General features: G+C 65.1%; 26 protein-coding genes. 18 read left to right on the top strand and 8 right to left on the bottom strand.

From position 1 onward, the window contains the following. Positions 1-59 precede the first annotated feature (59 nt). Positions 60-944, top strand: coding sequence for a LysR family transcriptional regulator (locus tag ABCW42_RS20560; RefSeq protein ID WP_423182928.1), 885 nt, complete (start codon positions 60-62; stop codon positions 942-944). A gap of 125 nt (positions 945-1,069) precedes the next feature. After that, positions 1,070-1,414: a hypothetical protein gene (locus tag ABCW42_RS20555; protein ID WP_423182927.1), complete on the top strand. Its 345-nt coding sequence runs from the start codon at positions 1,070-1,072 to the stop codon at positions 1,412-1,414. A gap of 24 nt (positions 1,415-1,438) precedes the next feature. On the opposite strand, the gene ABCW42_RS20550 is transcribed toward ABCW42_RS20555, so the two are convergent. Together ABCW42_RS20550 and ABCW42_RS20545 are read right to left on the bottom strand one after the other, a co-directional pair. After that, positions 1,439-1,741, bottom strand: coding sequence for a hypothetical protein (locus ABCW42_RS20550; RefSeq protein ID WP_423182926.1), 303 nt, complete (start codon positions 1,739-1,741; stop codon positions 1,439-1,441). 10 nt (positions 1,742-1,751) lie between these two features. Continuing rightward, the gene (locus tag ABCW42_RS20545; RefSeq protein ID WP_423182925.1) at positions 1,752-1,886 is read right to left on the bottom strand and encodes a hypothetical protein; all 135 of its coding nucleotides are present in this window, start codon (positions 1,884-1,886) and stop codon (positions 1,752-1,754) included. 157 nt (positions 1,887-2,043) lie between these two features. Here ABCW42_RS20545 and ABCW42_RS20540 point away from each other — a divergent pair, with 157 nt between their 5' ends. The 8 genes from ABCW42_RS20540 to ABCW42_RS20505 all read left to right on the top strand — a co-directional run bounded on the left by ABCW42_RS20540 (position 2,044) and on the right by ABCW42_RS20505 (position 11,251). Then, positions 2,044-2,931 (top strand): aldo/keto reductase, encoded by an 888-nt coding sequence (locus tag ABCW42_RS20540; RefSeq protein WP_423182924.1) that lies wholly within the window; start codon positions 2,044-2,046, stop codon positions 2,929-2,931. A 173-nt stretch (positions 2,932-3,104) separates the two neighbouring features. Continuing rightward, positions 3,105-5,120, top strand: a complete 2,016-nt coding sequence (locus tag ABCW42_RS20535; protein ID WP_423182923.1) for a penicillin-binding transpeptidase domain-containing protein — start codon at positions 3,105-3,107, stop codon at positions 5,118-5,120. A gap of 68 nt (positions 5,121-5,188) precedes the next feature. Beyond that, the gene (locus ABCW42_RS20530) at positions 5,189-6,466 is read left to right on the top strand and encodes an FAD-dependent oxidoreductase (protein WP_423182922.1); all 1,278 of its coding nucleotides are present in this window, start codon (positions 5,189-5,191) and stop codon (positions 6,464-6,466) included. Beyond that, positions 6,463-7,071 (top strand): TetR/AcrR family transcriptional regulator, encoded by a 609-nt coding sequence (locus ABCW42_RS20525; RefSeq protein WP_423182921.1) that lies wholly within the window; start codon positions 6,463-6,465, stop codon positions 7,069-7,071. Before ABCW42_RS20530 ends, ABCW42_RS20525 begins: the two co-directional genes overlap by 4 nt. Positions 7,072-7,116: 45 nt before the next feature. Then, the gene (locus tag ABCW42_RS20520) at positions 7,117-8,799 is read left to right on the top strand and encodes an ABC-F family ATP-binding cassette domain-containing protein (RefSeq protein ID WP_423182920.1); all 1,683 of its coding nucleotides are present in this window, start codon (positions 7,117-7,119) and stop codon (positions 8,797-8,799) included. A 64-nt stretch (positions 8,800-8,863) separates the two neighbouring features. Next, positions 8,864-9,442 carry a sugar O-acetyltransferase gene (locus ABCW42_RS20515; RefSeq protein WP_423182919.1) on the top strand — a complete coding sequence of 193 codons (579 nt, stop codon included), beginning with the start codon at positions 8,864-8,866 and terminating at the stop codon, positions 9,440-9,442. A gap of 2 nt (positions 9,443-9,444) precedes the next feature. Beyond that, on the top strand, positions 9,445-10,032 hold the full coding sequence (locus ABCW42_RS20510) for a TetR/AcrR family transcriptional regulator (RefSeq protein WP_423182918.1): 588 nt from the start codon (positions 9,445-9,447) through the stop codon (positions 10,030-10,032). Between the two features lie 25 nt (positions 10,033-10,057). Beyond that, positions 10,058-11,251, top strand: a complete 1,194-nt coding sequence (locus ABCW42_RS20505) for an MFS transporter (protein WP_423182917.1) — start codon at positions 10,058-10,060, stop codon at positions 11,249-11,251. Positions 11,252-11,305: 54 nt separating this feature from the next. On the opposite strand, the gene ABCW42_RS20500 is transcribed toward ABCW42_RS20505, so the two are convergent. From ABCW42_RS20500 to ABCW42_RS20485, 4 genes are read right to left on the bottom strand one after another with little or no spacing between them, the layout of a single operon-like run. Next, entirely contained in the window at positions 11,306-11,731 is a 426-nt protein-coding gene (locus ABCW42_RS20500; RefSeq protein ID WP_423182916.1) for a hypothetical protein, read from the bottom strand. Between the two features lie 38 nt (positions 11,732-11,769). Continuing rightward, positions 11,770-13,017 carry an ABC transporter permease gene (locus tag ABCW42_RS20495; protein WP_423182915.1) on the bottom strand — a complete coding sequence of 416 codons (1,248 nt, stop codon included), beginning with the start codon at positions 13,015-13,017 and terminating at the stop codon, positions 11,770-11,772. Further along, positions 13,014-13,742 (bottom strand): ABC transporter ATP-binding protein, encoded by a 729-nt coding sequence (locus ABCW42_RS20490; protein ID WP_423182914.1) that lies wholly within the window; start codon positions 13,740-13,742, stop codon positions 13,014-13,016. The genes ABCW42_RS20495 and ABCW42_RS20490 overlap by 4 nt, the downstream gene beginning before the upstream one ends. A 6-nt stretch (positions 13,743-13,748) precedes the next feature. Continuing rightward, a complete protein-coding gene (locus tag ABCW42_RS20485) occupies positions 13,749-15,296 on the bottom strand; it encodes an efflux RND transporter periplasmic adaptor subunit (protein ID WP_423182913.1) in 1,548 nt (515 codons plus the stop codon). 93 nt (positions 15,297-15,389) lie between these two features. Here ABCW42_RS20485 and ABCW42_RS20480 point away from each other — a divergent pair, with 93 nt between their 5' ends. From ABCW42_RS20480 to ABCW42_RS20455, 6 genes are all read left to right on the top strand, one after another. Then, positions 15,390-16,895, top strand: a complete 1,506-nt coding sequence (locus tag ABCW42_RS20480; protein WP_423182912.1) for a bifunctional phosphatase PAP2/diacylglycerol kinase family protein — start codon at positions 15,390-15,392, stop codon at positions 16,893-16,895. Between the two features lie 167 nt (positions 16,896-17,062). Continuing rightward, positions 17,063-18,079, top strand: a complete 1,017-nt coding sequence (locus tag ABCW42_RS20475; RefSeq protein WP_423182911.1) for an ABC transporter ATP-binding protein — start codon at positions 17,063-17,065, stop codon at positions 18,077-18,079. Then, positions 18,076-18,966 carry an ABC transporter permease gene (locus ABCW42_RS20470; RefSeq protein ID WP_423182910.1) on the top strand — a complete coding sequence of 297 codons (891 nt, stop codon included), beginning with the start codon at positions 18,076-18,078 and terminating at the stop codon, positions 18,964-18,966. The genes ABCW42_RS20475 and ABCW42_RS20470 overlap by 4 nt, the downstream gene beginning before the upstream one ends. 50 nt (positions 18,967-19,016) lie before the next feature. Continuing rightward, positions 19,017-20,303, top strand: coding sequence for a sensor histidine kinase (locus ABCW42_RS20465; protein WP_423182909.1), 1,287 nt, complete (start codon positions 19,017-19,019; stop codon positions 20,301-20,303). Then, on the top strand, positions 20,276-20,995 hold the full coding sequence (locus tag ABCW42_RS20460; protein WP_423182908.1) for a response regulator: 720 nt from the start codon (positions 20,276-20,278) through the stop codon (positions 20,993-20,995). The genes ABCW42_RS20465 and ABCW42_RS20460 overlap by 28 nt, the downstream gene beginning before the upstream one ends. 10 nt (positions 20,996-21,005) lie before the next feature. Next, entirely contained in the window at positions 21,006-22,301 is a 1,296-nt protein-coding gene (locus ABCW42_RS20455) for a M18 family aminopeptidase (protein ID WP_423182907.1), read from the top strand. 13 nt (positions 22,302-22,314) lie between these two features. Here the strand turns inward: ABCW42_RS20455 and ABCW42_RS20450 are convergent, their stop codons facing one another. Continuing rightward, positions 22,315-22,989 (bottom strand): DUF1345 domain-containing protein, encoded by a 675-nt coding sequence (locus ABCW42_RS20450; protein WP_423182906.1) that lies wholly within the window; start codon positions 22,987-22,989, stop codon positions 22,315-22,317. A 9-nt stretch (positions 22,990-22,998) separates the two neighbouring features. Between ABCW42_RS20450 and ABCW42_RS20445 the strand changes: the two genes are divergently transcribed. Next, positions 22,999-23,151 (top strand): hypothetical protein, encoded by a 153-nt coding sequence (locus ABCW42_RS20445; RefSeq protein ID WP_423182905.1) that lies wholly within the window; start codon positions 22,999-23,001, stop codon positions 23,149-23,151. Here the strand turns inward: ABCW42_RS20445 and ABCW42_RS20440 are convergent. Continuing rightward, positions 23,148-23,486, bottom strand: coding sequence for a YnfA family protein (locus tag ABCW42_RS20440; RefSeq protein WP_423182904.1), 339 nt, complete (start codon positions 23,484-23,486; stop codon positions 23,148-23,150). The two genes, ABCW42_RS20445 and ABCW42_RS20440, sit on opposite strands and share 4 nt — an antisense overlap. A gap of 202 nt (positions 23,487-23,688) precedes the next feature. Here ABCW42_RS20440 and rpsF point away from each other — a divergent pair, with 202 nt between their 5' ends. Then, a complete protein-coding gene (gene rpsF, locus ABCW42_RS20435; RefSeq protein ID WP_133203714.1) occupies positions 23,689-23,994 on the top strand; it encodes a 30S ribosomal protein S6 in 306 nt (101 codons plus the stop codon). Positions 23,995-24,026 lie beyond the last annotated feature (32 nt).

The raw sequence follows: 24,026 nt of genomic DNA, 5'->3' as shown, positions 1-24,026 counted from the left end.
GCGGATATCATTTGATGGTCAATTATTACTATCGAGCGAAATAATCCGGAAGGATCATCGTGGAACTCCGTCAGCTCCGCTACTTCCTGGTGGTCGCGGAAGAACTGCATTTCGGCCGCGCCGCCGAACGCCTGCACATCACCCAGCCACCCTTGACCGTCGCGGTCCGTAGGCTCGAGCACGAGCTCGGCGTACAGCTTTTCGACCGCACTACGCGCCGCGTGTCGCTGACCCCCGCCGGTCACGCTTTCAGGGACCGCATCCAGTCCGCCGTCGCGTATCTCGACGGCGCTGCCGGGGAGGTTGCCGACGTCGCCGCCGGGCGGAGCGGCAAGATCAGGGTCGGGTTCGTCAGTTCGGCGAGTTACACCACGGTTCCCGAAGCCATCCGCACGTTCCGGCAGCAGCGACCACGCGTGGACTTGGTCCTGAATCCCCTCACGAGCGGTGAACAGATTGAGCAACTGTTGGATGGGAACCTGGACTTGGGGCTTGTCCGCGACCCGGGTGATATCCCGGGCTTGGACATCGAACTGCTCAGCACTGAAGACCTGGTGGTGGTCCTCCCGGAAGCGCACCCCCTGGCAGGTTCCGCGGAAATCCGCCCGCAAGACCTCGAGGGGGAGCCGATGATCCTCTTCCCCTACCGGCTCATGCCAGGTTTCGTCTCGCGGGTCCTCCGCGTCTTCGAGCCGCTTACGACGCCGCCCACTGTGGTTCAGCAGGCCATCCACCAGGAAACCGTCCTCGGCCTTGTCGCGGCCGGCTTGGGGATCTCGGTGCTGCCGGAATCGGTACGGAGGTTCAACATGCCGGGAGTGACAACGCGGCCACTGCTGGGAAGGCCGCAGACCGAGCTCCACGTAGCTCGCGGCCCGGGGAGGCACCCGGCGGCGGATGACTTTATTGCTTGTTTGAAAGGCGGAACCTTGGCGGCCTCGTGAGCTTGCGGCCGCCGCTTAGCGAGGGACGTGTGTGACAGGTGTGACGAACGTGAATTCCGAGACAAATGTTGCGCAGGTCACATTAGCTGCCTATGCTGGGGAGGCTGCAGCGTGGCAGCGAACCGATGAAAGGCAGCGTATTGGCCAGCGACAGGCTCTCCGTGGTTGTTCGAGTCGACCTCGACGGCGAACAGATCCAGATAGCAGCGACGGGTCACGTGACCTCGTCAAGCCTTCAAGGGCTGTACCCCATTGTGCAGCGCACCAGCCGCCTTGCGGACGGCCTCGGCATCGAAGTTGACCTTTCCCGCGCCCTCGTTGATCCGGACGCGCTCGAACAACTGGAAGGCTACGCCAGGATCCACGAGCTTCCAGTCAGGGTCGAATACGCGCCGGCGGACGATACCGTCGCCATCCTGCCGTCCCGCATTGGAGATCCCCGTACCCTCGGGGCCGGACGGGCTGCCTGACGCCGCGGGCGTCGCCACCACGCCTCACAGTGATCTACGGGCGGTATTTCCTTTGAGCAGGTCCTCGGCGCGGGCAGGGACGAGCTGTTGGAGAAAGCCCAGCGGCTCCGGGGCTTGGATCCTTGCCGCTGCCGCCGCCACCGATTCAAGTGCCGTTGCGGCAGTCTGCCTCGCGTCGTCCAAGTCCATGCCCCAGGCTGACCCCTCGCGGACTAAGTGTTCAAGAGTGATGTAGCCCAGCCTGATCTGGCCGGCGATAGCGTGGCCGGCATTGTTGCTTGGTGCGTACAGCAGCAGCGTAGGTGTTACATCGTAAAGGGGCGCCAATTCTGGGCGCTCATGGCCGAACCTGCAGCTTGGAAAACCGAGGAATAAGAGCGACATCCCTACCCAGCGCTCTGATCGCCTGCATGGCCACCACCATGGATACCGCTTCGCCCGCTTCCAAGCGGACGATTGTGCCGCGAGCCACCTTCAGTCGTTCCGCCAGATCCTGTTGTGTCAGTTCGGCTTCTTTGCGGGCATTTGGAGATATTTAGGCGATGTTCAAAAAATTGAACACTCCACCCTCCAGAGGGGGTACCCGCGCACCCTCCCACCGGCTGGCAATCCCGAATACCGTGAATGGCATGGTTACGGAACTGATCCTTAATAACGGCGTCACCATGCCCGCCCTCGGCTTGGGCGTCTTCCAGAGTCCACCCGAAGAGACGACGGCGGCCGTCCGGGCCGCGCTCGATACTGGCTATCGGCACATCGACACTGCCGCGGCCTATGGCAATGAGAAGGAAGTCGGCGAAGGAATCCGCCAAGCCGGAGTGGACCGATCCGAGGTGTTCATCGAGACCAAGGTCTGGGTGAGCGATTACGGCTACGAGAACGCCCTGCACGCTTGGGACAAGGCCACCGGCAAGCTGGGCACAGATTATCTTGACCTCTTCATCCTCCACCAACCCGCCCCCGACCGGTTCGACAAGACCATTGCCGCGTACAAGGCCATGGAGTCGTTACTTGAGGACGGGCGTGTGCGGGCCATCGGCGTCAGCAATTTCATGCCCCATCACCTGGAGCAACTACTTGCCGAAACCACGATTGTCCCGGCCGTGAACCAAGTCGAGGTCCACCCCTACTTCGCCCAGCGTGACGTCCAGGCGAAGGACTCCGAACACGGCATCCTGACCCAAGCGTGGTCACCGATCGGCGGCATCACCTTCTACCCGGGCTGGGGCGAGAACCGGCGCAACGTCATGGAAGATCCGGCGATTGCCGCCGTCGCGCAGTCCCAGGGCAAGTCACCCGCCCAAGTGATGCTGCGCTGGCACCTCCAGCAGGGCCGCTCCGCGATTCCGAAGTCCACGAATCCCGCGCGTATCGCCGAGAACTTCGACGTCTTCGGCTTCGAGCTCAGCGCCGACGAACTCGCCGCGATCGACGCTTTGGACACCGGTGTGCGCAACGGACCCGACCCTGATGTGGCGCGTCCCGAACGATTCGCGATGGTGATCCCGGAAGCCTAGGAAACGCGCCAGCGCCGGGTTGAGCGCCGGACCACCAGGCGCGGGGGAACGAGGACTTCCGTGCCGGCCGGTGGCATGGCATCGTCCGAAACGAGCCAGGACGCCGCGGAACGCTCAAGCCGCGCAGGAGCCTGGGAAGACGTCTCGCGCTAGTTGCCGCCCGAGAGGGCATAATGGCGCGGGTGGGGAAAACCAAGAATATTGTCGTGGGGCTCGCGGCCCTGTTGATCGCCGTTTCATTGTCCGCTTGCGATGACGGCCGAGCCGGAGCCGAGGGGGCGGCGAAGCAGTTAGCGTCGTCCCTCGCAGCGCTCGACGTCGGGACCCTCGCCGTGGAGGGCAAGGACGCTGCCGCGGCGAATGAGCAGCTCAAAGCCGTGTTTGCCGCGCTGGATCCGGCGAAGCCCGCCGTCGAAAGCGGAGCGGTGAAGCTCGACGGGGACAAGGCCACCGTTCCGCTCAATTACACCTGGAAGATCGGTACCGCGGAATGGAAGTACACCGCGGAAGCCAGCCTGAAAAAGTCCGGGGACAAATGGGCCGTGCAGTGGGCTCCGGCGCTCTTGGAGCCGGAACTGAAGGACGGCGAAATCCTGGAAAAGACGGTCACTTCGCCGTCCCGGGCGGATATCCTCGGCGCTGGCGATGCCAAGCTGGTCACGTACCGTCCGGTGGTTTACGTCGGGGTGGACAAGACCCAGCTCGGATCGGCGGACCCTGCCGCTTCCGCGTCAAAGGTGGCCCAACTGGTCGGCGTGGACGAAGCCGCCTACGTCAAGCAGGTCCAGGCGGCAGGTCCGCAGGCATTCGTCAGCGCCATCACGCTGCGCGAGGACGGCCGGACCATCACTGACCAGCAGATCGCGGCAATCCCAGGTGCCCGCGGTGTTCCCGATACCTTGCCGCTTGCGCCGTCGCGCACGTTTGCCCGCGCCCTCCTAGGCACCGCGGCCGAGGCAAGCGCCGAGCAAATCGAGAAGGCAGGGGGCGTGCTCAAGGCAGGTGACGTCGTCGGGAGCGGCGGCCTGCAGGAACAATACGACGCCCAGCTCCGCGGACAAGACGGGGTTACCATCCAAACCCGGCCGCAAGGCATGACCGACGAGCAGCTCAAGGCCGCCACGCCGGACCCGCGACGCCGGCTTTTCGCCGTCGACACCAAGGCCGGGGAACCGCTCAAGACCACCCTTGATCCGCACCTCCAGCAACTTGCCGAGGACACCTTGGCGGGGGTCGGTCCGGCGTCGGCAATCGTGGCGCTCCGCCCGTCCACCGGCGCTGTGCTCGCGGCGGCCTCAGGCCCGGGCAGCAACGGCTACAACACTGCCATGCTGGGCCAATACGCTCCGGGTTCGACGTTCAAGATGATCGATTCCCTCGCCATGTTCCGCAACGGCATGACGCCGGACTCGAAAGTCGAATGCACTCCGACCATCACTGTGGACGGCAGGACCTTCAAGAACGCCGAAGGCTACCCGGCGTCCTCTTTGGGCTCCGTGACGTTGCGGGACGCCTTCGCGCATTCCTGCAATACGGCGTTCATCAGCATGCGCGACCAAGTCAGCCAGGCCCAGCTTGAATCCGCGGCAACATCGCTGGGTGTGGCGGTCGAGGCCCCGAAGCTCGGCGCCAACGCGTTTCTGGGTTCCGTGCCCGGTAACGCCGACGGCACCGAACACGCAGCGTCCATGATCGGCCAAGGCAAAGTGCTGCTTTCTCCGCTCGCCGCGGCGGTCATGGCAGGTTCGGTGGCACATGGCGCGCCCGTCTCACCACAGCTTGTGTTGAATCCGGGCACGGGCTCGGCAACGTCGAGTGCCTCGGCTTCGGCGAGTCCAGCGGCCGGCGATCCAGCCACGGCGTCCGATTCGCCGTCGTCGGCTCCCTCTTCCACCGTGGCCCCGGCGTCGGACAAACCGATCACGGCCGCCGAGGCGGGCGCCCTCGGCGACATGATGCGCGCCGTCGTGACGTCGGGCCACGCCGGGTTCCTCGCGAACGTTCCGGGCGCTCCAGTGGGCGCGAAGACAGGCACGGCGGAATTCGGGCAGGACAACCCGCCCAAGACACACGCCTGGATTGTCGCTGTGCATGGCGACCTGGCGGTGGCGGTGTTCGTGGAGGACGGCGGACTGGGAGCGACAACCAGCGGACCCCTGCTCAAGTCGTTCCTGACGGCGGCCGGCTGACCTAGACAAGGGTTCCCGCCGGGTGCACACTTAATTCAACGCCTGTTGAATTAGTTTCGGGAGTTGCCATGGAGCAGTTCGAAAGCACCACATGCGTCATTGCGGGCGGCGGCCCGGCCGGAGTGATGCTCGGACTCTTGCTGGCCCGGGCCGGCGTCGAGGTCACCGTCCTTGAGAAACACGCCGACTTCCTGCGCGATTTTCGCGGCGACACCGTCCACGCGTCCACTATCCGGCTCCTGGACGAATTGGGGCTTGGCGAAGGATTCCGGGCCCTGCCCCAAAGCAAGCTCGGGAATTTCAGGCTGCCCACAGCTGGGGGAGAAGTCACGCTGGCCGACTTCGGACGCCTCAAGCCACCGTACGACTACGTCGCCATGGTGCCGCAATGGGACCTCCTCAATTTCCTGGTGGACGCCGCCCGCCACGAGCCGCAATTCACCCTCCGCCTGAACACCGAGGCCACGGACCTGGTGTACGACGGCGGCGAGGTCGCCGGCGTCGTGTACCGAACCCGGGACGCGGCAACCGGAGCCGAGACGGGAACGGGAGAGCTGCGTGCCCGGCTGACAGTAGCGTGCGACGGCCGCAGCTCCGTGCTCCGGCAGAAGGCGGGGCTTGTTCCCCGCGAATTTCCGGTGCCGTTCGATACGTGGTGGTTCAGGGTTTCCCGGAACCGCAACGAACAAGCGCAACTGGCCTCCATCACGCCACGATTCTCTGGCAGCGATGTGCTCTTGAGCCTCACCCGCAAGGACTACTACCAAATCGCCTACATTGCGGAGAAAGGCAAGGACGCCCAATTGCGGGCTGAAGGAGTGGAGAGCTTCCGCGCCCGCGTCGCCCGGATCCGTCCGGACCTTGCCGACCGCGTCGACGAAATCGAGTCCATGGACGATCTCCACATGCTGGACGTCAAGCTCAACCGGATCGGCCGTTGGCACAAACCAGGCCTCCTCCTCATCGGCGACGCAGCCCACGCCATGTCCCCGGCCGGTGGCGTCGGGATCAACTTGGCCATCCAAGACGCGGTCGCCGCTGCCCAGCGCATCGCCGGCCCGCTCCTTCGGGGCACTCTGGGCGAGGCCGATCTTGCTTTGGTCCAAAAGCGCCGCTGGTTCCCCACGGTTGTGATCCAGGGCGTCCAACTGCTCATTCAAAAGGTGGTCTTTGGGCCGGCCGTCAAGGGCCAATTGGCGGCTCCGCCGAGCCGGTTGTTGTCCGTCGTCAGCCGCATGCCATGGCTTTCGAAACTTCCGGCGCTCATGATCGCCTTCGGGCCGCGTCCGGAGCACGCACCTGAATTTGCGCGCAGGAAGGCCCCTTCGAGCGGAAACCCGGCGTGACCAGGGGACGCCGGCCCGGCCAGGCGAGTAGCCGCGACGCCGTCCTGCGCGCAGCCCGCGAAGAATTCAGCCGCAAAGGATACGACGCCGCCACGGTCCGGGCCATCGCTGCCCAGGCCGGGGTGGATCCGTCCATGATCAACCACCATTTCGGGACCAAGGAACAGTTGTTCATGGCTGCCCTCGAGTTGCCAGTCGACCCGAAGGAACATGTCCTGGCCATCCTTGACGGTCCCTCGAACGGGATCGGCGAACGATTGCTGACCCGCTTCCTGACGGTGTGGGACTCATCGGCGGGCAAGGCCGGCGTCGCGGTCTTGCGCACGGCCATGCAACACGAGTGGAGCGCGTCGCTTGTCCGCGAGTTCATCGTCAACCGGGCCATCAGTCCACTCCTGTCGGGTTTGGGCGTGCCCGCGGACGAAGCCGCCTGGCGTGGAAACCTCGTGGCGTCGCAGCTTTCCGGACTCATCCTGACCCGATACCTCATCAAGCTGGAGCCGCTCGCTTCGGCGCCGCACGCCGTCGTAGTCCATGCCTTGGCGCCGACAATACAGCGCTACCTCACCGGTCCGGTAGGCACTGCGCACGATCCTCGCGAGTGAGCCGCCGCGGGCAACCTGCCCGCGGTCCATGGGAAGATTGAACGTGTGGCCCACATTGATATTTCCGGCATCGACTACTTCCTCTCCGACGGCACCCAGCTGCTCAACGGTGTGACCTTCAAGGTCCCGGATGGCAGCAAAACCGCGCTGATCGGGCCTAACGGAACGGGAAAGACGACCCTTTTCAAGATCATCGCGGGCGACATCACGCCTGATGAAGGCGTCATTGGCCGCTCCGGCACCATGGGCATCATGCGCCAGTTCGTGGGCCAGGTCCGCGACGAATCCACTGTGCGCGACCTCCTGGTCTCCGCCGCGCCACCCGCCCTCGCCGCGGCCGCCAAGGCGGTGGACGACGCCGAACTCGCCATGATGGAGTACGACGACGAGCCCACCCAAATGCGGTACGCCCAAGCGATCGTGGACTGGGGTGACGCAGGCGGTTACGACGTCGAGACCGTCTGGGACGAGGTGTGCATGGCAGCGCTGGGCCTCCCGTTCGACCGCGCACAGCACCGCCCGGCGTCGAGCCTTTCCGGCGGCGAGCAAAAGCGCCTGGTACTTGAGGCGCTGTTCTCCGGACCGGATGAACTCCTGCTCCTCGACGAACCGGACAACTACCTCGACGTTCCGGGCAAGCGCTGGCTTGAAAACAAGCTCAATGAATCCAGGAAGACGGTGTTCTTCATCAGCCACGACCGCGAGCTGCTCAACAACGCCGCGGGGCGCATCGTGACGCTGGAACCCGGAATCAACGGCGCCGGCGCCTGGGTGCACGGTGGCGGATTCGGCACCTATGTTGACGCCCGCGCTGACCGCAACGCGCGCTTCGAGGAACTGCGCAAGCGTTGGGACGAGGAGCACGTGAAGCTCAAGGAACTCGTCAATATGTACAAGACCAAAGCCGCATTCCGGTCCGACATGGCCAACAAATACCAGGCCGCGCAGACCCGCCTCGCCAAGTTCCTGGAAGCCGGTCCGCCCGAGGCGCTGCCGCTCGAGCAAAACGTCAACATGCGGCTACGCGGCGGCCGGACGGCGAAGCGTGCAGTGGTTGCCGAAAAGCTCGAACTCACCGGTCTCATGAAGCCGTTTTCGACCGAAATCTGGTTCGGAGACCGCGTGGGCGTGCTGGGCTCGAACGGCTCGGGAAAGAGCCACTTCTTGCGTTTGCTGGCGTCCGGGGGAACCGATCCGGAGCGGGAGCACCTGCCTGTTTCCGACGTCGAGATCGCCGAAGTGCCGCACGAAGGCACAGTGAAACTCGGAGCCAGGATCCGTCCGGGCTTCTTCGCGCAGACCCACTCGCGCCCTGACCTGATGGGCCGGACCCTCCTGGACATCCTGCACCGCGGCGACGAACACCGTTCGGGACTGGGCCGCGAAGCTGCGTCCGGCGCGCTCGATTCCTACGGGCTCGTCGGCTCTGCCGAGCAAAAGTACGAGTCCCTTTCCGGCGGCCAGCAAGCCCGCTTCCAGATCCTGCTCCTGCAGCTTTCCGGCGCGACGCTCCTGCTGCTGGACGAGCCGACGGACAACCTGGACCTCCACTCGGGCGAGGCCTTGGAACGCGCCATCGATGCGTTTGAGGGAACGGTACTCGCAGTCACGCACGACCGCTGGTTCGCGAAATCGTTCGACCGCTTCCTCGTCTTCGGCTCAGACGGCAAGGTCTACGAATCCGCCGAACCCGTCTGGGACGAGTCCCGGGTGGAGAGGGCGCGCTAAGTCCCGGTAGCGATCGCCGGAGCGGCACTTCCCCCGCGGCGCCACGATGTGTACGATCGTACGCATGGCTGATTACTTCGCAGGCGACCCCCGCACGAACCGTGAACGAATGCTCGCAGGGGACCTCTACATCTCCGACGATCCCGAAAGCGCCAAGGAATCGCAGCGCGCTGTGGTCCTCCAGTCGAAGTATGCCGCCGCCTACGTCGAGGATCCGGATGGCGCCCGGCCCATCCTCGAAGAGCTCCTGGGGAGCCTCGGCGACGAAGCCCACATCAAGCCTCCGCTCTACGTCGACTACGGCACCTACATCACAGTGGGCGCGCGAACCTTCATCAACTACAACCTGACTGCCCTGGACGTCGCCCCGATCACCATCGGGGAAGATTGCCAGATCGGTCCGAACGTCCAGCTCCTCACACCGACCCATCCCGTGGAACCGCAGCCCCGCCGGGACCGGCTGGAAGCGGCGGAACCGATCACCATCGGAGACAACGTCTGGCTCGGCGGCGGAGCGATCGTCCTTCCGGGAGTGAGCATCGGGGACAACTCGGTGATTGGCGCGGGCGCCGTGGTGGCCAAGGACATTCCCGCCAACTCGCTCGCTGTAGGGAATCCGGCCCGCGTCATCCGGGAGATTTGACCGTGGCTTCCCGGCGCTTCGATCCGGAACGCAGGGACAGGATCATCGACGCCGCCCTGGACGTGATCGCGGCCCAAGGCGTCGCGGGCGCTTCGCACCGCAAGATCGCCGAGCACGCGGGAGTTCCGCTGGGTTCGATGACGTACCATTTCGTCAGCATGGACGAGCTCCTGACGGAGGCGTTCAGGCGCTTCGCGAACTCGATCGCCGACCGCTTCGACCAGCAGCTGGGTGAAGCCGCGGACGTCGACGGCGCCCGGCAGGCTGTGGTGGACTTGATCCACCTCGATTTGCTGGATTCGCAGCGGGACCTGGTCCTGACGCATGAGCTCTATACGCTCGCCGCGAGGAAGCCGGTGTTCCGCCAGATCACCCGGGACTGGATGGCCCGGAGCAGGAGGGCTCTCGGGCTGCATTTCGACCCGGAGACGTGCAGGATGCTCGATGCCTTGATTGAGGGACTCTTCATCCACGCCGCCCTTGACACCGAACCGCACCACAGGGCTACCGCCGTCGAGGCCGTTGCCCGCATCACCACCCCGATCGAAGCCCGTCCCGCACGGGAAACCAAAGAACCGAGCCCGACGTGAATACCTCTGTGGAAGTTGTGACCGTATGACCACCAGCACCCAAACCGTCCAAAAGGTGAACGCCGCCGCAATCGCCACTTTCTTGGTTTTCGGCATGAACGGACTGGTGTTTGCCAGCTGGGCAGCCCGCATTCCTGCCGTGATGGAGGCCTTGAGCCTCGGCTCGGGGCAGATGGGCACACTGTTGCTGTGCACCGCCGTCGGGTCCCTTGTGGCGCTGCCGTCCGCCGGTTGGGTGGTCGCCAGGATCGGCACGGCGCACACCATTCGTTCCGCCGGGATGCTCGTTGCCGTCGCGGGCACAGCCGTCGCCTTCTCGCTCATGGCCGGTTCGGTCGCGGGGACCGCTTTGGCGCTGTTCTTCTTCGGTGTGGGAATCGGATTGTGGGATGTCTCGCAGAACATCGAAGGGGCCGACGTCGAACACCGGCTCGGGCGCACCATCATGCCGCAGTTCCACGCGGCTTTCAGCGGGGGCGCCTTTGTGGGCGCCTTGATCGGTGCGTGGCTTTCGGAAATCGGCGTCGGGCTGCCGGAGCACCTGCTGGTGGTCGCCGGCGTCGTTGTGGTGCTGATGCTGATCGCGCCGCGCTACTTCATGCCCCATGTGGTCCACGCTGCGGCGTCCGACGGCGGCATGGCGGCCTCCAAGGGCCCCTCGGCCTGGCGGGACTCCCGCACGCTGCTTATCGGCGTCGTTGTCCTCGGCGCGACCCTTACGGAAGGCGCGGGGAACGACTGGATCGCCAAGGCGACGGTGGACGGCCTGGATGCTTCCGAATCGACGGGAGCCCTCTTGTTCGCGCTGTTCGTGGCCGCGATGACTTTGATGCGGTTCCTCGGTGGGCGCGCTATCGACCGCTTCGGGCGGGTCGCGGTGCTTCGATCCAGCATGGCGGCTGCGGCCGTTGGGCTCGCGCTCTTCGTCTTTGCGGGCAACATGGTTGTCGCGGCGTTGGGTGCCGCGCTGTGGGGGATCGGGGCTGCCCTGGCGTTCCCGATGGGCATGTCCGCTGCAGCCGACGACCCGAAGCACGCTGCCGCGCGTGTCTCGGTTGTTTCCACCATCGGCTACATCGCGTTCCTCGCCGGTCCGCCGCTCCTCGGATACCTGGGTGACCACACCGGAATCCACATGGCTTTGCTGGCCATCGGCGTTCCGATCCTGATCGCCTTGTGGTTGGCCGGCGCCGCGAAGCCGCTCGTTAAAGAGAACTGACCCGCAGCCGTCGCCCCAAAGCGACAACCGCGAGCCAGCCGGTGACTAAGGGGCCTACGGCGCGGACGTAGCCGGTGCCGAGGGAATGTTGCTCGGCGAGACACCGTTGGTGGCGGCGCCGCTCGGCCGGTTCCGGCCTTGGCCGTTTTGTCCGTTGAAGTTCTGGAACTGGCCGCGGCCAGGACGGGTGGGCCGGGCGTCCATGGCTTTGGTGACGCCGACGCCGGCGAAGAACCCGACCACAAGCAGCAGCACGGCCACGAGGATCTGCGTCAGCCGGCCCATCTTGAAGCGCTTCTTGGGCACGAACGGCTCCGGCGATTGACCGAACGACTGCGTAGCCTGCGGCCGTCCCCAGCCCTGTTCGGCTGGGGCGGGTTCGGGTCCAGCGGAGTTCAGGACGGTTGTCGGCTGTCCGCCGTAAGACGGCAGCGGCTCGGTGGGGTTGGACGAACCGGGTTCCGGTGCGGAGTAGGACATGTGAATCTCCTGTTTGGGGTTTCGTTGAGTTGAGGGGGCTATTCGTAGCGCAAGGCGTCGATCGGGCGGAGTTTCGCCGCCTTGTTCGCGGGGTAGATTCCGAAGATCAAGCCGATGGCGGCGGAAACGAGGAACGAGAGCCACACGGTCCACCACTGCACTTCGGGCTGGGTGCCGAGGACGGGGAACGCGCTGCCGATGTATCCTCCGGCGATGCCCAAAAGCCCGCCGATGAGCGAAATGATGAGCGACTCGATGAGGAACTGGCTCACGATGCTGCCCCGTGAGGCGCCGATCGCCTTGCGGATGCCGATTTCGCGGGTCCTTTCGGTGACCGTGACGAGCATGATGTTCATGACGCCGATGCCGCCGACGAGGAGCGAGATGCCGGCCACGGCTCCCAAGAGGATGGTCAGGGTGGCCGTCGTCGTGGTTGCGGTGGTGAGGATCTGCGCCTGGTTCCGCACCTGGTAGTCGCGGTTGGCGGACGTTACGTTGTGCCGTGCGTCGAGGATCATCTGGATCTCGTTCTGCGCCTGGTTCATGACGTCGGCGGATTTCGCCTGGACCGTGATGGACGAGAGCGACGGCGAGTAGCCGGTGAACTTGTCCTGCGCGGCGCTGTAGGGGATCACCACGATGTCGTCGGGATCGTTCAGGCCCGAGGAACCTTTGGAGGCGAGCACGCCGGAAACCACGAAGTTCTGCCCGTTGAGCGCGATCGTTTGCCCGACGGCGGAATTCACCTGGTTGCCCACGAGGTCCTGCGCCACGGTGTTGCCGATCACCGCCACCTCAGTGCCGTTGGTCGCGTCGCCGTCGCTGAAGTAGGAGCCTGCCGAGAGGGCGTCATTGGAGATCGAGAAGTACGACGGCGTGGTCCCTACGAACGTCGCGACCGCGTGGGTCGCGTCCTGGAAGGTTGCCGTGACGTTCTGGGCGGTGACAACGGGAGCCGTGCTGGCGACGTCGGGCGCCATGACGGGATCGGTCAACGCGGCCATATCCTGGAGCGTCAGGTTGGTGCTGCGGGAACGGGTACCCGTAACGGCCTGGCCGCCGCCCGCGGACCGGCCGCCCGCCGTCGTCTGCCGGCTCACGGTGAGCACGTTGGTGCCGAGCTTGCCGATCTGCGCCTTGATCGCGTTGGACGTGCCGGCGCCGACGGCCAGCAGGATGATGACGGACGCGATGCCGATCAGGATGCCCAAAGTGGTGAGGATCGAGCGCATCTTGTTGGCCATGACCCCCGAGAGGGCGAAGCGGATGGATTCGGCGATCATCATAGCGGCACCGCCGTCGCGAGCGGGTGCGCATTGACGTCGCGGAGCCGGTGGTCCTCGATGATGTGGCCGTCCTGGAAGCGCACCACGCGGTTGGCCCGCGCGGCGACGTCGGACTCGTGCGTGATCATGACGATGGTCCGGCCGTTGGCGTGAAGGGACTCGAAAAGGTCCAGGATTTCGTGGGACGACTTCGTGTCCAGTGCGCCCGTCGGTTCGTCGGCGAGGAGCAGGACAGGGTTGGTGACGAGGGCCCGCGCAATGGCTACGCGTTGCTGCTGGCCACCGGAAAGCTGTGAAGGCTTGTGGTCCGCGCGGGCAGCGAGGCCCACGGAATCCAGCACTTCCAAGGCGCGCTCACGGCGCTCCTTGCGATGCACGCCGGCGTAGGCGAGTGGCATGGCGACGTTGTCCACGGCGCGGGTTCGCGGAATCAGGTTGAAGTTCTGGAACACGAAGCCGATTTTCCGGTTACGGATCTGGGCCAGCTGGTATTCGTCCAGCGTTCCGGTGTCGATCCCGTCCAGGTGGTAGGTGCCCTCCGTGGCTCCATCAAGGCAGCCGATGATGTTCATCATGGTGGACTTTCCAGAACCGGAAGCGCCGATGATGGCAACGAAGTCGCCGCGCTCAATCGAAATGCTGACGGAGTCCAAAGCGCGGACTTCGGCTTCTTCCTTGCCGTAGATCTTGCTGACGGAGTCCAGGTGGATGACAGCGTTGTTCACGGCTGGTTACCCGCCGTTTCCACGTGTGCCGCTGAACGCGCCGCCGCCTGCGCCGCCCGCGCCGCCGAATCCGCCGGCCCCGCCACCGGTTCCGCCACCGAAGCCTGTCCCGGTCCGACCGGTTGTGGTGCTGGTGTCCAAGGTCGAGGAAACCGCGGGAAGTTCAATCTGGTCGCCCGCGCTGAGTCCGGTGAGGACCTGGGTCCGGCCGTTGTCCGTGATTCCCGTGGTGATGGTCACCGGCGTTGACGTTCCGTTCTTGAGGACGTTCACCGTTTGCTTGGTTCCGGTGGTGGTGATCGCCAGCGAAGGCACGTTGAGCGCATTCTTGGCTGTGGCCGTCGTGACGGAGATGTTGGCGCTCTGCCCGAGGCGAAGTGCCGCCGGGGGGTTCGTGATGGAGATGGTGACCGGGTAGCTGACCACGTTGTTGGTGGTGGTGGCGTTCTGGGCGATCGCCGCGATGGTGCCGGTCACAGGGGCTGCCGAAGCGTCGGTCTTCAGTGCCGGGAAGGTAAACGTGGCCGCGTCGCCGACCTTCATGGCAGCGATATCGGACTCCGCGAAGTTGGCCACAACCTGCAGGTGCGCGGTGTCGCTGATCGTGATGAGTCCCGACGACGACCCGCTTGCGCTGCTCGAGGAGCTGCCGCTTGAGGAGCCGGATGCCCCGGTAGAGCCCGTCGAGCTGGAACCCGAGGAACCCGAGCCGGTGCCCGCGTTGCCTCCGACGACGGCGTTGACGGCCGTGACGGTGCCCGCCACGGGGGCGGCGAGGGAGCAGGAGGCCAGGTTCTTGTTGGCGGTATCCACGGCGATCTGGGCCGAAGTGGTGTTGGACGTCGCTCCTCCGGCGTTTTGCGCTGAGTTGAGCGCTGTTTGGGCCGAAGCGAGCTGTTCCTTGTCCTTGAGGGCCGAGCTTGCCTGGGCGTTCGCTGCCTGGCTCAAGGCCTGGTTGTCCTTGGCCAGCTGGGCCTGGGCGGCGTTGAGGGCCGTCTGTGCCGGCTGGCTGGTGGGCTGAGCACTTGCCGTTGCCTGCGCGGCCGTGACCGTAGCGGTGTCGTTATTGACCGCCGTTTGGGCGGCCGAGACCGCGTTGGCCTGCTGGCTGGCATCGAGGTCGGAGGTTTGCTGGGCGTTGGCCAGGCTTTGCCGGGCGGATGCCACCTGGTTGCTTGCCGACGCTGCCTGCTGGTTCGCCTGCGCGGCCGCCGAATCCAATTGGGCCTGGGCGACGGACAGGGCGTTCTGGGCGTTGGTGGGATCGATAGTGACGAGAACCTGGCCGGCAGTGACTTGCTGTCCGATCACTGCGGACACACTGGCGATCGGGCCAGTGCAGTTCTGTGCGTTGATGACGGTGGTGCTTGCGGGGGAGACGTTGCCGCTCGCCGTGGACACAGCACTCAGGTCGGCCGCGCTCACCGCGACGGTTCGGGCTGTGGTGTCGGAGGCAGTCTGCGGAGCGCCGTTCAGCACGAAGAAGGCGCCGGCGGCAATGCCGACAACGGCCACCCCGATGCCGCTGTTGATGAGTTGAGGCTTTGATAACATGCCCCGAACACTATGGTGGTTCGCTTGGAACACGCCGAGTGAAAGCTGATGGTTTACCCAGTGTGACACGCAGGCTGGAGATAGGCTTATGGGATGCTAAGCAAGCTGCGATTGGGCCGAGGGGGCCTAACTAGCGTAGCGCAACTCGATCGGGCAGCCGTTCGTGCCGTGTCGCGCTTGCCGGAAGGCCGCCATGACGCGATCCTCAGGAACCTTTCCGCCGCTGCCACAAAGGGCAAGCTTTGGTTCGCCTTCGCGGGAGTCCTGGGGACAATTCCGGGCAAGCCCCGCAACGCCGCGATCCACGGCCTCATGGCCCTTGGCGTCGCTTCGGCAGTGACCAACCTGGGTTTCAAGACACTCCTCCCGCGAACGCGGCCGCTCCCCGAGCACCTTCCCGCATTCCGCTTCGTCCACCCGCAGCCCACCAGCTCATCCATGCCTTCGGGGCATTCGGCGTCTGCCGTCGCCTTCACGCTCGGCGTGGCGATGGTGCATCCCGGCCTCGGTGCGGCGCTTGCTCCGCTTGCCGCGGGCGTGGCGTATTCCCGCGTCCACACCGGCGCGCACTGGCCTTCCGACGTCGTGCTCGGATCGGCGATCGGCGCGGGTGCAGCGTTCCTCACCCGGAAGTGGTGGCCGGTCCGGCCCCCGGTCCCGGTACCGGAGCGCACGCCGGCGGACGCCCCCGCGATCGACGACGGCGCGGGGCTCAGTATCGCTGTCAACGCCCTCGGCGGGTCCTACTCGCCGGAGACGGAAACCCAGTTGCGGGAAATATTCCCCAAGGCGCATATTAAGGTCATAGCGGGCGACGATGACGTCGAGGAGGAAATCCGCGCCGCAGCCCGAAAGCCCGGAACCAAGGCCTTGGGCGTGTGGGGCGGCGACGGTACGGTCGGCACGGCCGCGGCTGCCGCCGTCGAGCACTCATTACCGCTTTTGGTCCTTCCGGGAGGAACGCTCAACCACTTCGCCCGGGACATCGACACCCGGGTCCTCGATGAAGCGGTCAACGCCGCCAAGGCGGGCACCGCCGCATGGACCGATTTGGGCCACGTGACCGCGGGCCGCGGCCTGGACGGCACGCATGAGGTCACTGAACTCACCATGCTCAATACGGCGAGCATCGGCGTCTACCCCAACCTGGTGCGCCGGCGTGAACACCTCGAGCACGCCCTGGGGAAGCCGCTTGCGGGAATCATCGCCGGGCTGCGCACTTTCGGCGCGGCAACCCCCACGACGCTCCGGATCAACAACGTCCCCCACAAACTCTGGATCCTCTACCTGGGCCGGGGACGCTTCTATCCGCGCGACGTCGCACCTCTCACGCGCCCGGTCCTCGACGACGGCGTCCTGGACATCCGCATGGTCACCGCCGACGAGCCATTCGCCCGGCTTCGGCTGCTGTGGGCGGTCTTCACGGGGACCACGGGCACCTCCAAGGTGACCCACCTCAGCGAGGCCGTGCGGCTCAGCATCGAGACGGATGGTGAACCGCTGGTGGTGGCGGTCGACGGCGAGCCGCTGGCAGGTGTGCGGACCGCCGAGTTCAGCGTCCGGCGTCGGGCGCTACGGGTCTACTCGCCTCTCTCCTGAGCCCGTTTTCGGGCGCATTATTGAGCTGGATTCCGGCGGAATCATCCGGAGGGATTACCCTGACCGGACCCTGAATCATCCCTGAGACCGGCGAATTCGCCTGCGCCGATGGTTAGCGTTGTACGTACAGTCAACACTTAGCTGCAGCAAGCGGAGGGAACGCTTCCATGATTGAAGCAAAAGGCTTGAGGAAGGTCTACGGCGCAAAGACAGCCGTGGACGGAATCAGCTTCACCGTACAGCCCGGAAAGGTCACGGGCTTCCTTGGCCCGAACGGCGCCGGCAAATCCACCACAATGCGCATGATCATGGGCCTCGACCGCCCCACGTCGGGCGACGTCACCGTCAATGGCCTCCACTACTCCCAGCACAAGGCGCCCTTGCACCAGGTAGGGGCACTGCTCGACGCGAAAGCAGTCCACACGAGCCGCAGCGCCTACAACCATTTGCGCGCCATGGCCGCGACGCACGGCATCCCCAACGCCCGCGTGGACGAAGTCATCGAAATGACCGGGCTCACCGCAGTTGCCAAGAAGAAGGCCGGAGGGTTCTCCCTCGGCATGGGCCAGCGCCTCGGCATCGCCAACGCGCTCCTCGGCGATCCCCAGACGCTCATCCTCGACGAACCGGTCAACGGGCTCGATCCCGAAGGCGTGCAGTGGGTCAGGAACCTCGCACGGTACCTCGCCGGCCAAGGCAAGACGATCTTCATTTCGAGCCACCTCATGTCCGAGATGGCCCAGACCGCGGACCACCTCATCGTCATCGGGCGCGGCAAGATCATCGCCGATACCTCGGTGGATTCGCTGATCGAAAGCCAGTCCCGCAAGCGCACCTTGGTGCGCACCTCCGAGACCACGCGCCTGTCCGAGCTCTTGGCCCGCGACGGCGTCCGCGTCGAGCAGAACGAACGCGAAACCCTCGAGGTCTATGGCGTGGAGCCGCTCCGCATCGGCCAGCTCGCGCTCGACAACCGGGTCCTGGTCTACGAACTCACTCCGCTCACGTCCTCCCTGGAAGAGGCCTACTTCCAGCTCACCAAGGACGAGGTCGAGTACCACTCGCACATCAGCGGCGGACCCGCAGCTCCGGGTGGTCCCGGCGCGCCGGCCGTCCAAGGCGGGGCAAGCCCTGCCGGAGTCGCCGCCAATTCCTCCGCCACCATGGAAGGCATCCAGTCATGAGCACCGCTACCATCAGCAAGAAGCATGCGGGCCCCTCGGCCGGGACCCCCGGCGTCAATTTCTTCCGCGTCCTGAACTCCGAGTCCATCAAGTTCCGGACCCTCATGAGCACCAAGCTCCTGCTGTGCCTGACGTTCGTGGCGATTGTCGGCATCGGCTTCCTGTCCGCGCTGGTCCGCTGGAACTTCATCAACCAGATGGTAACTGTGGGCCGCCAGGGGCACAAGGAATCGGCGCAGCAGGCAATCCAGTCCTTCCCGGCAGGATCGGGATTCGATCTCTACAACCTGCCGAACGCAGGCCTCAACATCGGCATCCTGATCATGGGATCCCTGGCCGTGCTGTTCATTGCCTCCGAGTACGCCACGGGCATGATCCGCTCCACCATGAACGCAGCTCCGGACCGGCTGTCCACGTTCGGTGCCAAGGCGCTGGTCCTGGTTGTTGTGTCCTACGTGCTGTCCATCGTGGGCGGCGTCGTGACCTTCTTGCTGGCATCGCCCATGTTCGCCAACTTCGATCTCGGCCTGGGCTGGAACACTGACGGCGTCATCTACAGCGTTTTCACGGGCGGCCTGTATGTCTCCGGCGTCGCGTTGATCGGACTTTCGCTGGGAACCTTGCTGAAGAACCCGGCAGGCGGGATCACGATCCTGGTCGGCATCATGTTCGTGCTTCCCTTCGCTGGCCAGTTCCTGGCCTTCGCGCCCGGTGACTTCTGGAAATACGTCCCCCAGTACCTGCCCAGCGAGGCAGCCGGACGATTCCTGTCGATCGGCCACGTGGACGGCACCCTGGACCCCTGGGCGGGCGGACTCGTGTTCCTTGGATACATCATCCTGTTCATGGTTCCGGCCCTCATTGTGCTCAAGAAGCGCGACGTCTGATCAGCCGCCGTGGCCAGCCGACCCCGGTACGGCCGCACTAGGCTCAATCCATGAGTGAAGAGTTGCCAGCGCAGGACGCATCGGCCCACGTGGCCGATGCGTCCTTTGCTGAAATCACCCTGCGCCGCCGCGGCAGGATCCGCCGCTACCTGTTCGAACATCCGCGGGCCATGGACGCCGTGGTGGTGCTTTGCTATTCGCTCCTGGCGCTGCCCACGTTCGTGGGATCCATCTCGGACGGCAAGTGGCTCGCGTCCGTCCTGCTTGTGGCCATTGCGGCCATCCTTTTCTTCCGGCACCGGTTCCAGCTGAGCGTTACCGCTGCGGTAGCCGTCCTCGAAGTTGCCGTGACCTTGCTGTATCCATGGGGCTCGAACGTCTCCGCCGGCTTGTGGTTCGCGCTCTACGCGGTAGCGGTGTCGCGGACGCGGACTTTCGCGCTGACCATTCTTGGCGCCGCTAGCCTGCCCTTGACCTTGGTGTACCTGTTCATGTGGATCAGCCCGGTAGCGCCGACCGGAACAGAGCAGGTTCCGGAAAATTTCCACCTCATCAGCAACATCACGGCCGCCGTCAGCATAGTTTTGTCCAACCTGATCGCCACCGGCATCGGTATTTCGGTGCGGCAGCGCCGCGAGCACGAAAGTGAAATCCGGGCGTGGGCCGCACGCACCGCCCGCCTGGGTTCCGTCACGGAACGGAACCGGATCGCCCGGGAAATGCACGACGTCGTTGCCCACTCGCTCACCGTAATGGTCAGCCTTTCGGACGGTGCCGCCGTCGTGGTCAAGAAGGATCCAGCCCGCGCAGGCGAGGTGTTGGGGGAACTCTCGCGGACCGGCAGGACGGCGTTGGCGGACATGCGGCGCGTCCTCGGCGTGCTGCGGGACGATTCGGGCGGACCTGCACCTTTGGAGCCCACGGTTTCCGCCCATGACTTGAGCAAGCTGCTGGACGGATTCCGGACGGCCGGGCTGCCGGTGCACTATTCGCACACCGGTCCGGCGCTTCCGGAAGACACCGCCTTCCAACTAACCGTCTACCGCATTGTCCAGGAGTCCCTCACCAACGTGCTGCGGTACGGGAGGTCGTTGGGGCAAGTGGATGTGCAGATCGTCCGCGAGGGTGACCAGGTCACCATCGAAGTGCGCGACGACGGCAAAGGCTCGCTCGAGCCGGGCACCGACCAATCGGCTTTGGGTACCGGACAAGGCATCGCGGGGATGCGCGAGCGGGCGGGAATCTATGCTGGTTCGGTGGACGCAGGCCCGGGCCCCAAGGGCGGTTGGCGGGTCCGCGCGGAGCTGACATGGAACGGCGACAAGGTGAAGACGTGACAGGCAACGCAACGATCAAGGTCCTGCTGGTGGACGACCAGCCCCTGCTGCGCATGGGATTCCGGCTCATCCTCGAAGGGGAAGAAGACCTCGAGGTGGTGGGCGAAGCCTCGGACGGCGCCGAAGCGGTGGCGAAGGTCGCAGAACTCCAGCCCGACGTTGTCCTCATGGACGTCCGGATGCCCGCGATGGACGGCATCGAAGCAACCCGGCGCATCACGGCCTCTGAATCCGGCGCCAGGATCATCATCCTCACCACATTCGACCTCGACGAGTACGCCTTCTCCGGACTTCAAGCGGGCGCTTCGGCGTTCCTGCTCAAGGACGTCGCGCCGTCGGAATTGGTCCACGGCGTCCGGCTCGTCGCGAGCGGCGACGCCGTCGTGGCTCCGCGGGTCACGCAGCGGCTCCTGGAGACCTATGTGCGTGGCGGCAAGGTGCCGGGCCATGTCCCGGCTCCCGCGCGCGATCCCTTGCTCGAAGAACTCACCCCCCGCGAAACCGAGATCCTGGAAGCGATTGCCGGCGGGCTATCCAACGCCGAGATCGCGCACAAGTTCTTCCTGTCCGAGGCCACCGTGAAAACACACGTCCGGCGGATCCTCACCAAACTTCATTTGCGCGACCGCGTGCAAGTGGTGGTCTATGCGTACGAAACGGGGCTCGTGATTCCGAGTAATCCGGACTACTAGACTCGGAGCCATGCCTTCGAACTCCGCTGTAGAACACATCCAGGACCTCGGCGCGTACGTGAGCGCGTCGCCGTCGAGCTTCCACGCCGTGCACGAGGCCGCGCGGCGGCTCGACGCGGCCGGCTTCACCGCGCTGGACGAGCTTGAGCCGTGGGATGGCGGGGCTGGCAGCTTCTACGTCATCCGTGATGGCGCCTTGATCGCGTGGGTGACCCCCGAAGGCGCAACCCCGGCCACCGGCTTCAACATCCTTGGCGCACATACCGATTCGCCGTCGTTCAAGCTCAAGCCCAAGCCCACTACCGGGAAGTTCGGTTGGCTCCAAGCAGGGGTGGAAGTCTACGGCGGCCCCTTGCTGAACTCCTGGCTGGACCGCGAACTCCGCCTGGCCGGACGCCTGGTGATGCTCGACGGAACCCAGCACCTCACCGCCACGGGCCCGCTCCTGCGCTTCCCCCAGCTGGCCATCCACTTGGACCGGGCCGTCAACGATGGCCTCACGCTGGACAAGCAACACCACATGAATCCGGTGTTCGGCCTCGGCGCCCCTGAATCTTCGGACGTCCTGGGAATCCTGGCCGCCTCCGTCCCGGGCGCTTCCGTGGATCCGGCCGGGATTGGCGGCTACGACATCGTGGTGGCGGACACCCAGGCGCCGGAGATTTTCGGTGCAAACGGCGAGTTTTTCGCCTCGGGACGGCTCGACAACCTCTCGTCCACGCATGCCGGACTGACCGCGTTGATCGCGCATGCCAGCGCCCCGGTTGCCGGACCCATCGCGGTGCTTGCCGCCTTCGACCATGAGGAAATCGGCTCCGCTTCCCGCTCGGGCGCATGCGGACCCATCCTTGAAGACATCCTGACCCGGATCTCAGACGGCCTCGGCGCAACCGTGAGCGCGCGGCGGCAGGCCCTGTCGGCGTCGTTCTGCGTTTCCGCGGACGCCGGCCACGCGATCCACCCCAACTACCCCGAACGGCATGATCCCGCCAACCGCCCCATCCTCAACGGCGGTCCGCTCCTGAAGATCAATGCCAACCAGCGCTACGCCACGGACGCAACCGGTGCCGCGTTTTGGGCGCGACTTTGCGGCGATGCTGACGTGCCGTACCAGGAGTTCGTCTCCAACAACGACGTCCCGTGCGGCTCCACCATTGGACCGCTCACGGCGACGCGCCTGGGGATCCGGACGGTCGACGTCGGGGTGCCGCTCTTGTCCATGCACTCGGCGCGTGAATTGTGCGGCGTGGACGATCCGCAGCGCCTGGCCACGGTGGCGGAGGTGTTCTTCCGAGCGGCTGTTTAGCCCGCGCTGCTGTTTAGCTCGCGAGGCTCACCACGAGGTTGATGGTGGTTGCCAGGATCCCGACGCCGAAGACGTAGGCGAGCAGGCTGTGGCGCAGGGCCGCGGAACGCATTTCACGGGTAGTGATCGACGTGTCCGAAACCTGGTACGTCATGCCCAGGCTGAACGCCATGTAGGCAAAATCGGTGTACTGCGGCGGCTGGTCCTGGTTGAAACTAATCCCGGCGGGCGGGGTTTGGGTGTAGTAGATCTCGGCGTAGCGCAAGGTGAACAGGGTGTGCACCAGAAGCCATGAAGCCGATGCGCCGACGAGGGCCAGCAGGGCGAGCATGAATTTGTCGATCCCGTGGGCGTCCTTGGCGCCGAACATCACCAGGACGAAGGCCGCGAGGGAGCCGATTGCGGCCAGCAGGATGAGCAGATCGGAGGTGGGGCGCCGGGGATCTTCTTCGGTCGCGTGGCTGGCTGTCTCATCGGCCTTCATGGGCGTGATCGCGGTCCACACGGAAACGCTGTAGACCGCGGCGGCCACAGCCCAACCGGCCGCCGGAGCATAGATCCACTCGCCCCAGATTCCGGTGGCAACCGCCGTCGCGATTCCGGCGGCAATCATCACCAGGAACCGCACTTGCGCGCGCTTTGCACGGGCCGACTTGTGACTTTCGTTCTTCTTTGCGGCGGCGTTCATAGTCCGATCATGGCACGCTTGGCGGCTGTCCCCGGCGTCACGCCACGCAGGTTTTTGGCGCTTGGAACGTCGCGCATCCAGGGAAAACCGGGGGATCCCGACGTCGGACGGTCCAGGAGAGTGTCCGACGTGACGGCCGCTTTGGCGGGCTACGCTCCCTAGGCGCCTTGGCGCGGTGCGAACATGATGATGGCGACGCCCAGGAGGCAGATCATGGCGCCGACGACGTCCCAGCGGTCCGGCCGGAAGCCGTCCAGTAGCATTCCCCAGGCGAGGGACCCTGCGATGAACACTCCTCCATATGCGGCGAGGATGCGGCCGAAGTGCGCATCCGGCTGAAATGCCGCGACGAAACCGTAAATCCCGAGGGCCGCGATCCCCAGCCCTGCCCACCACCACGGTTTGGCTTCCCTGACCGATTGCCACACGAGCCAGGCCCCGCCGATCTCGGCGACGGCCGCGAGCACGAAGAGGGCAACGGATTTGAGGATGGTCATGTTATCCACATACGCCAAGTCCGGCGTACCGCCTGGTCGACACGCCGAATAGGCTTAGTCGCGGGGAATGCACTAAGATATTGAAGTCTGTGCTGCGTCCTGCTTCCGATTCGGGAACGGGACGCGCGCACTGTTCATCGCAAATGAACCTCCTGTTACGGAAATGCCGTAACCGCTTAGCCCAAAGGAGGTGGGTTCACATATGCGTCCTTACGAATTGATGGTAATCATCGACCCCGAGGTCGAAGAGCGTACCGTTGAGCCGTCGCTTCAGAAGTTCCTCAACGTCATCACCAACGATGGTGGAACCATCGAAAAGGTTGACATCTGGGGCCGTCGTCGCCTGGCTTACGACATCAAGAAGAAGTCCGAAGGTATCTACGCCGTGGTGAACTTCACCGCCAAGCCGGAAACCGCCAAGGAACTTGACCGCCAGTTGGGTCTCAACGAGACCATCATGCGCACCAAGATCATCCGCCCCGAAGACCAGAAGGTTGTTGCTGAGTAATTTCAGCTCCAAGCTTTCACTCTTTATCCACG

This window comes from Arthrobacter sp. NyZ413 (assembly GCF_049390645.1).
Taxonomy (GTDB): domain Bacteria; phylum Actinomycetota; class Actinomycetes; order Actinomycetales; family Micrococcaceae; genus Arthrobacter.
The sequence above is the reverse complement of the archived record's forward strand: the minus strand, read 5'-3'. Positions and strand labels throughout refer to the sequence as shown.

Excerpts from the sequence above, each read along its gene's own strand:
- ABCW42_RS20440 (WP_423182904.1), bottom strand. The coding sequence starts at position 23,486 with ATGACCATCCTCAAATCCGTTGCCCTCTTCGTGCTCGCGGCCGTCGCC.
- rpsF (WP_133203714.1), top strand. The coding sequence starts at position 23,689 with ATGCGTCCTTACGAATTGATGGTAATCATCGACCCCGAGGTCGAAGAG.
- ABCW42_RS20555 (WP_423182927.1), top strand. The coding sequence starts at position 1,070 with ATGAAAGGCAGCGTATTGGCCAGCGACAGGCTCTCCGTGGTTGTTCGA.
- ABCW42_RS20470 (WP_423182910.1), top strand. The coding sequence starts at position 18,076 with ATGAGCACCGCTACCATCAGCAAGAAGCATGCGGGCCCCTCGGCCGGG.
- ABCW42_RS20460 (WP_423182908.1), top strand. The coding sequence starts at position 20,276 with ATGGAACGGCGACAAGGTGAAGACGTGACAGGCAACGCAACGATCAAG.
- ABCW42_RS20465 (WP_423182909.1), top strand. The coding sequence starts at position 19,017 with ATGAGTGAAGAGTTGCCAGCGCAGGACGCATCGGCCCACGTGGCCGAT.
- ABCW42_RS20450 (WP_423182906.1), bottom strand. The coding sequence starts at position 22,989 with ATGAACGCCGCCGCAAAGAAGAACGAAAGTCACAAGTCGGCCCGTGCA.
- ABCW42_RS20515 (WP_423182919.1), top strand. The coding sequence starts at position 8,864 with ATGGCTGATTACTTCGCAGGCGACCCCCGCACGAACCGTGAACGAATG.
- ABCW42_RS20540 (WP_423182924.1), top strand. The coding sequence starts at position 2,044 with ATGGTTACGGAACTGATCCTTAATAACGGCGTCACCATGCCCGCCCTC.
- ABCW42_RS20480 (WP_423182912.1), top strand. The coding sequence starts at position 15,390 with ATGCTAAGCAAGCTGCGATTGGGCCGAGGGGGCCTAACTAGCGTAGCG.
- ABCW42_RS20535 (WP_423182923.1), top strand. The coding sequence starts at position 3,105 with ATGGCGCGGGTGGGGAAAACCAAGAATATTGTCGTGGGGCTCGCGGCC.
- ABCW42_RS20485 (WP_423182913.1), bottom strand. The coding sequence starts at position 15,296 with ATGTTATCAAAGCCTCAACTCATCAACAGCGGCATCGGGGTGGCCGTT.
- ABCW42_RS20455 (WP_423182907.1), top strand. The coding sequence starts at position 21,006 with ATGCCTTCGAACTCCGCTGTAGAACACATCCAGGACCTCGGCGCGTAC.
- ABCW42_RS20495 (WP_423182915.1), bottom strand. The coding sequence starts at position 13,017 with ATGATGATCGCCGAATCCATCCGCTTCGCCCTCTCGGGGGTCATGGCC.
- ABCW42_RS20505 (WP_423182917.1), top strand. The coding sequence starts at position 10,058 with ATGACCACCAGCACCCAAACCGTCCAAAAGGTGAACGCCGCCGCAATC.
- ABCW42_RS20500 (WP_423182916.1), bottom strand. The coding sequence starts at position 11,731 with ATGTCCTACTCCGCACCGGAACCCGGTTCGTCCAACCCCACCGAGCCG.
- ABCW42_RS20475 (WP_423182911.1), top strand. The coding sequence starts at position 17,063 with ATGATTGAAGCAAAAGGCTTGAGGAAGGTCTACGGCGCAAAGACAGCC.
- ABCW42_RS20445 (WP_423182905.1), top strand. The coding sequence starts at position 22,999 with ATGGCACGCTTGGCGGCTGTCCCCGGCGTCACGCCACGCAGGTTTTTG.
- ABCW42_RS20530 (WP_423182922.1), top strand. The coding sequence starts at position 5,189 with ATGGAGCAGTTCGAAAGCACCACATGCGTCATTGCGGGCGGCGGCCCG.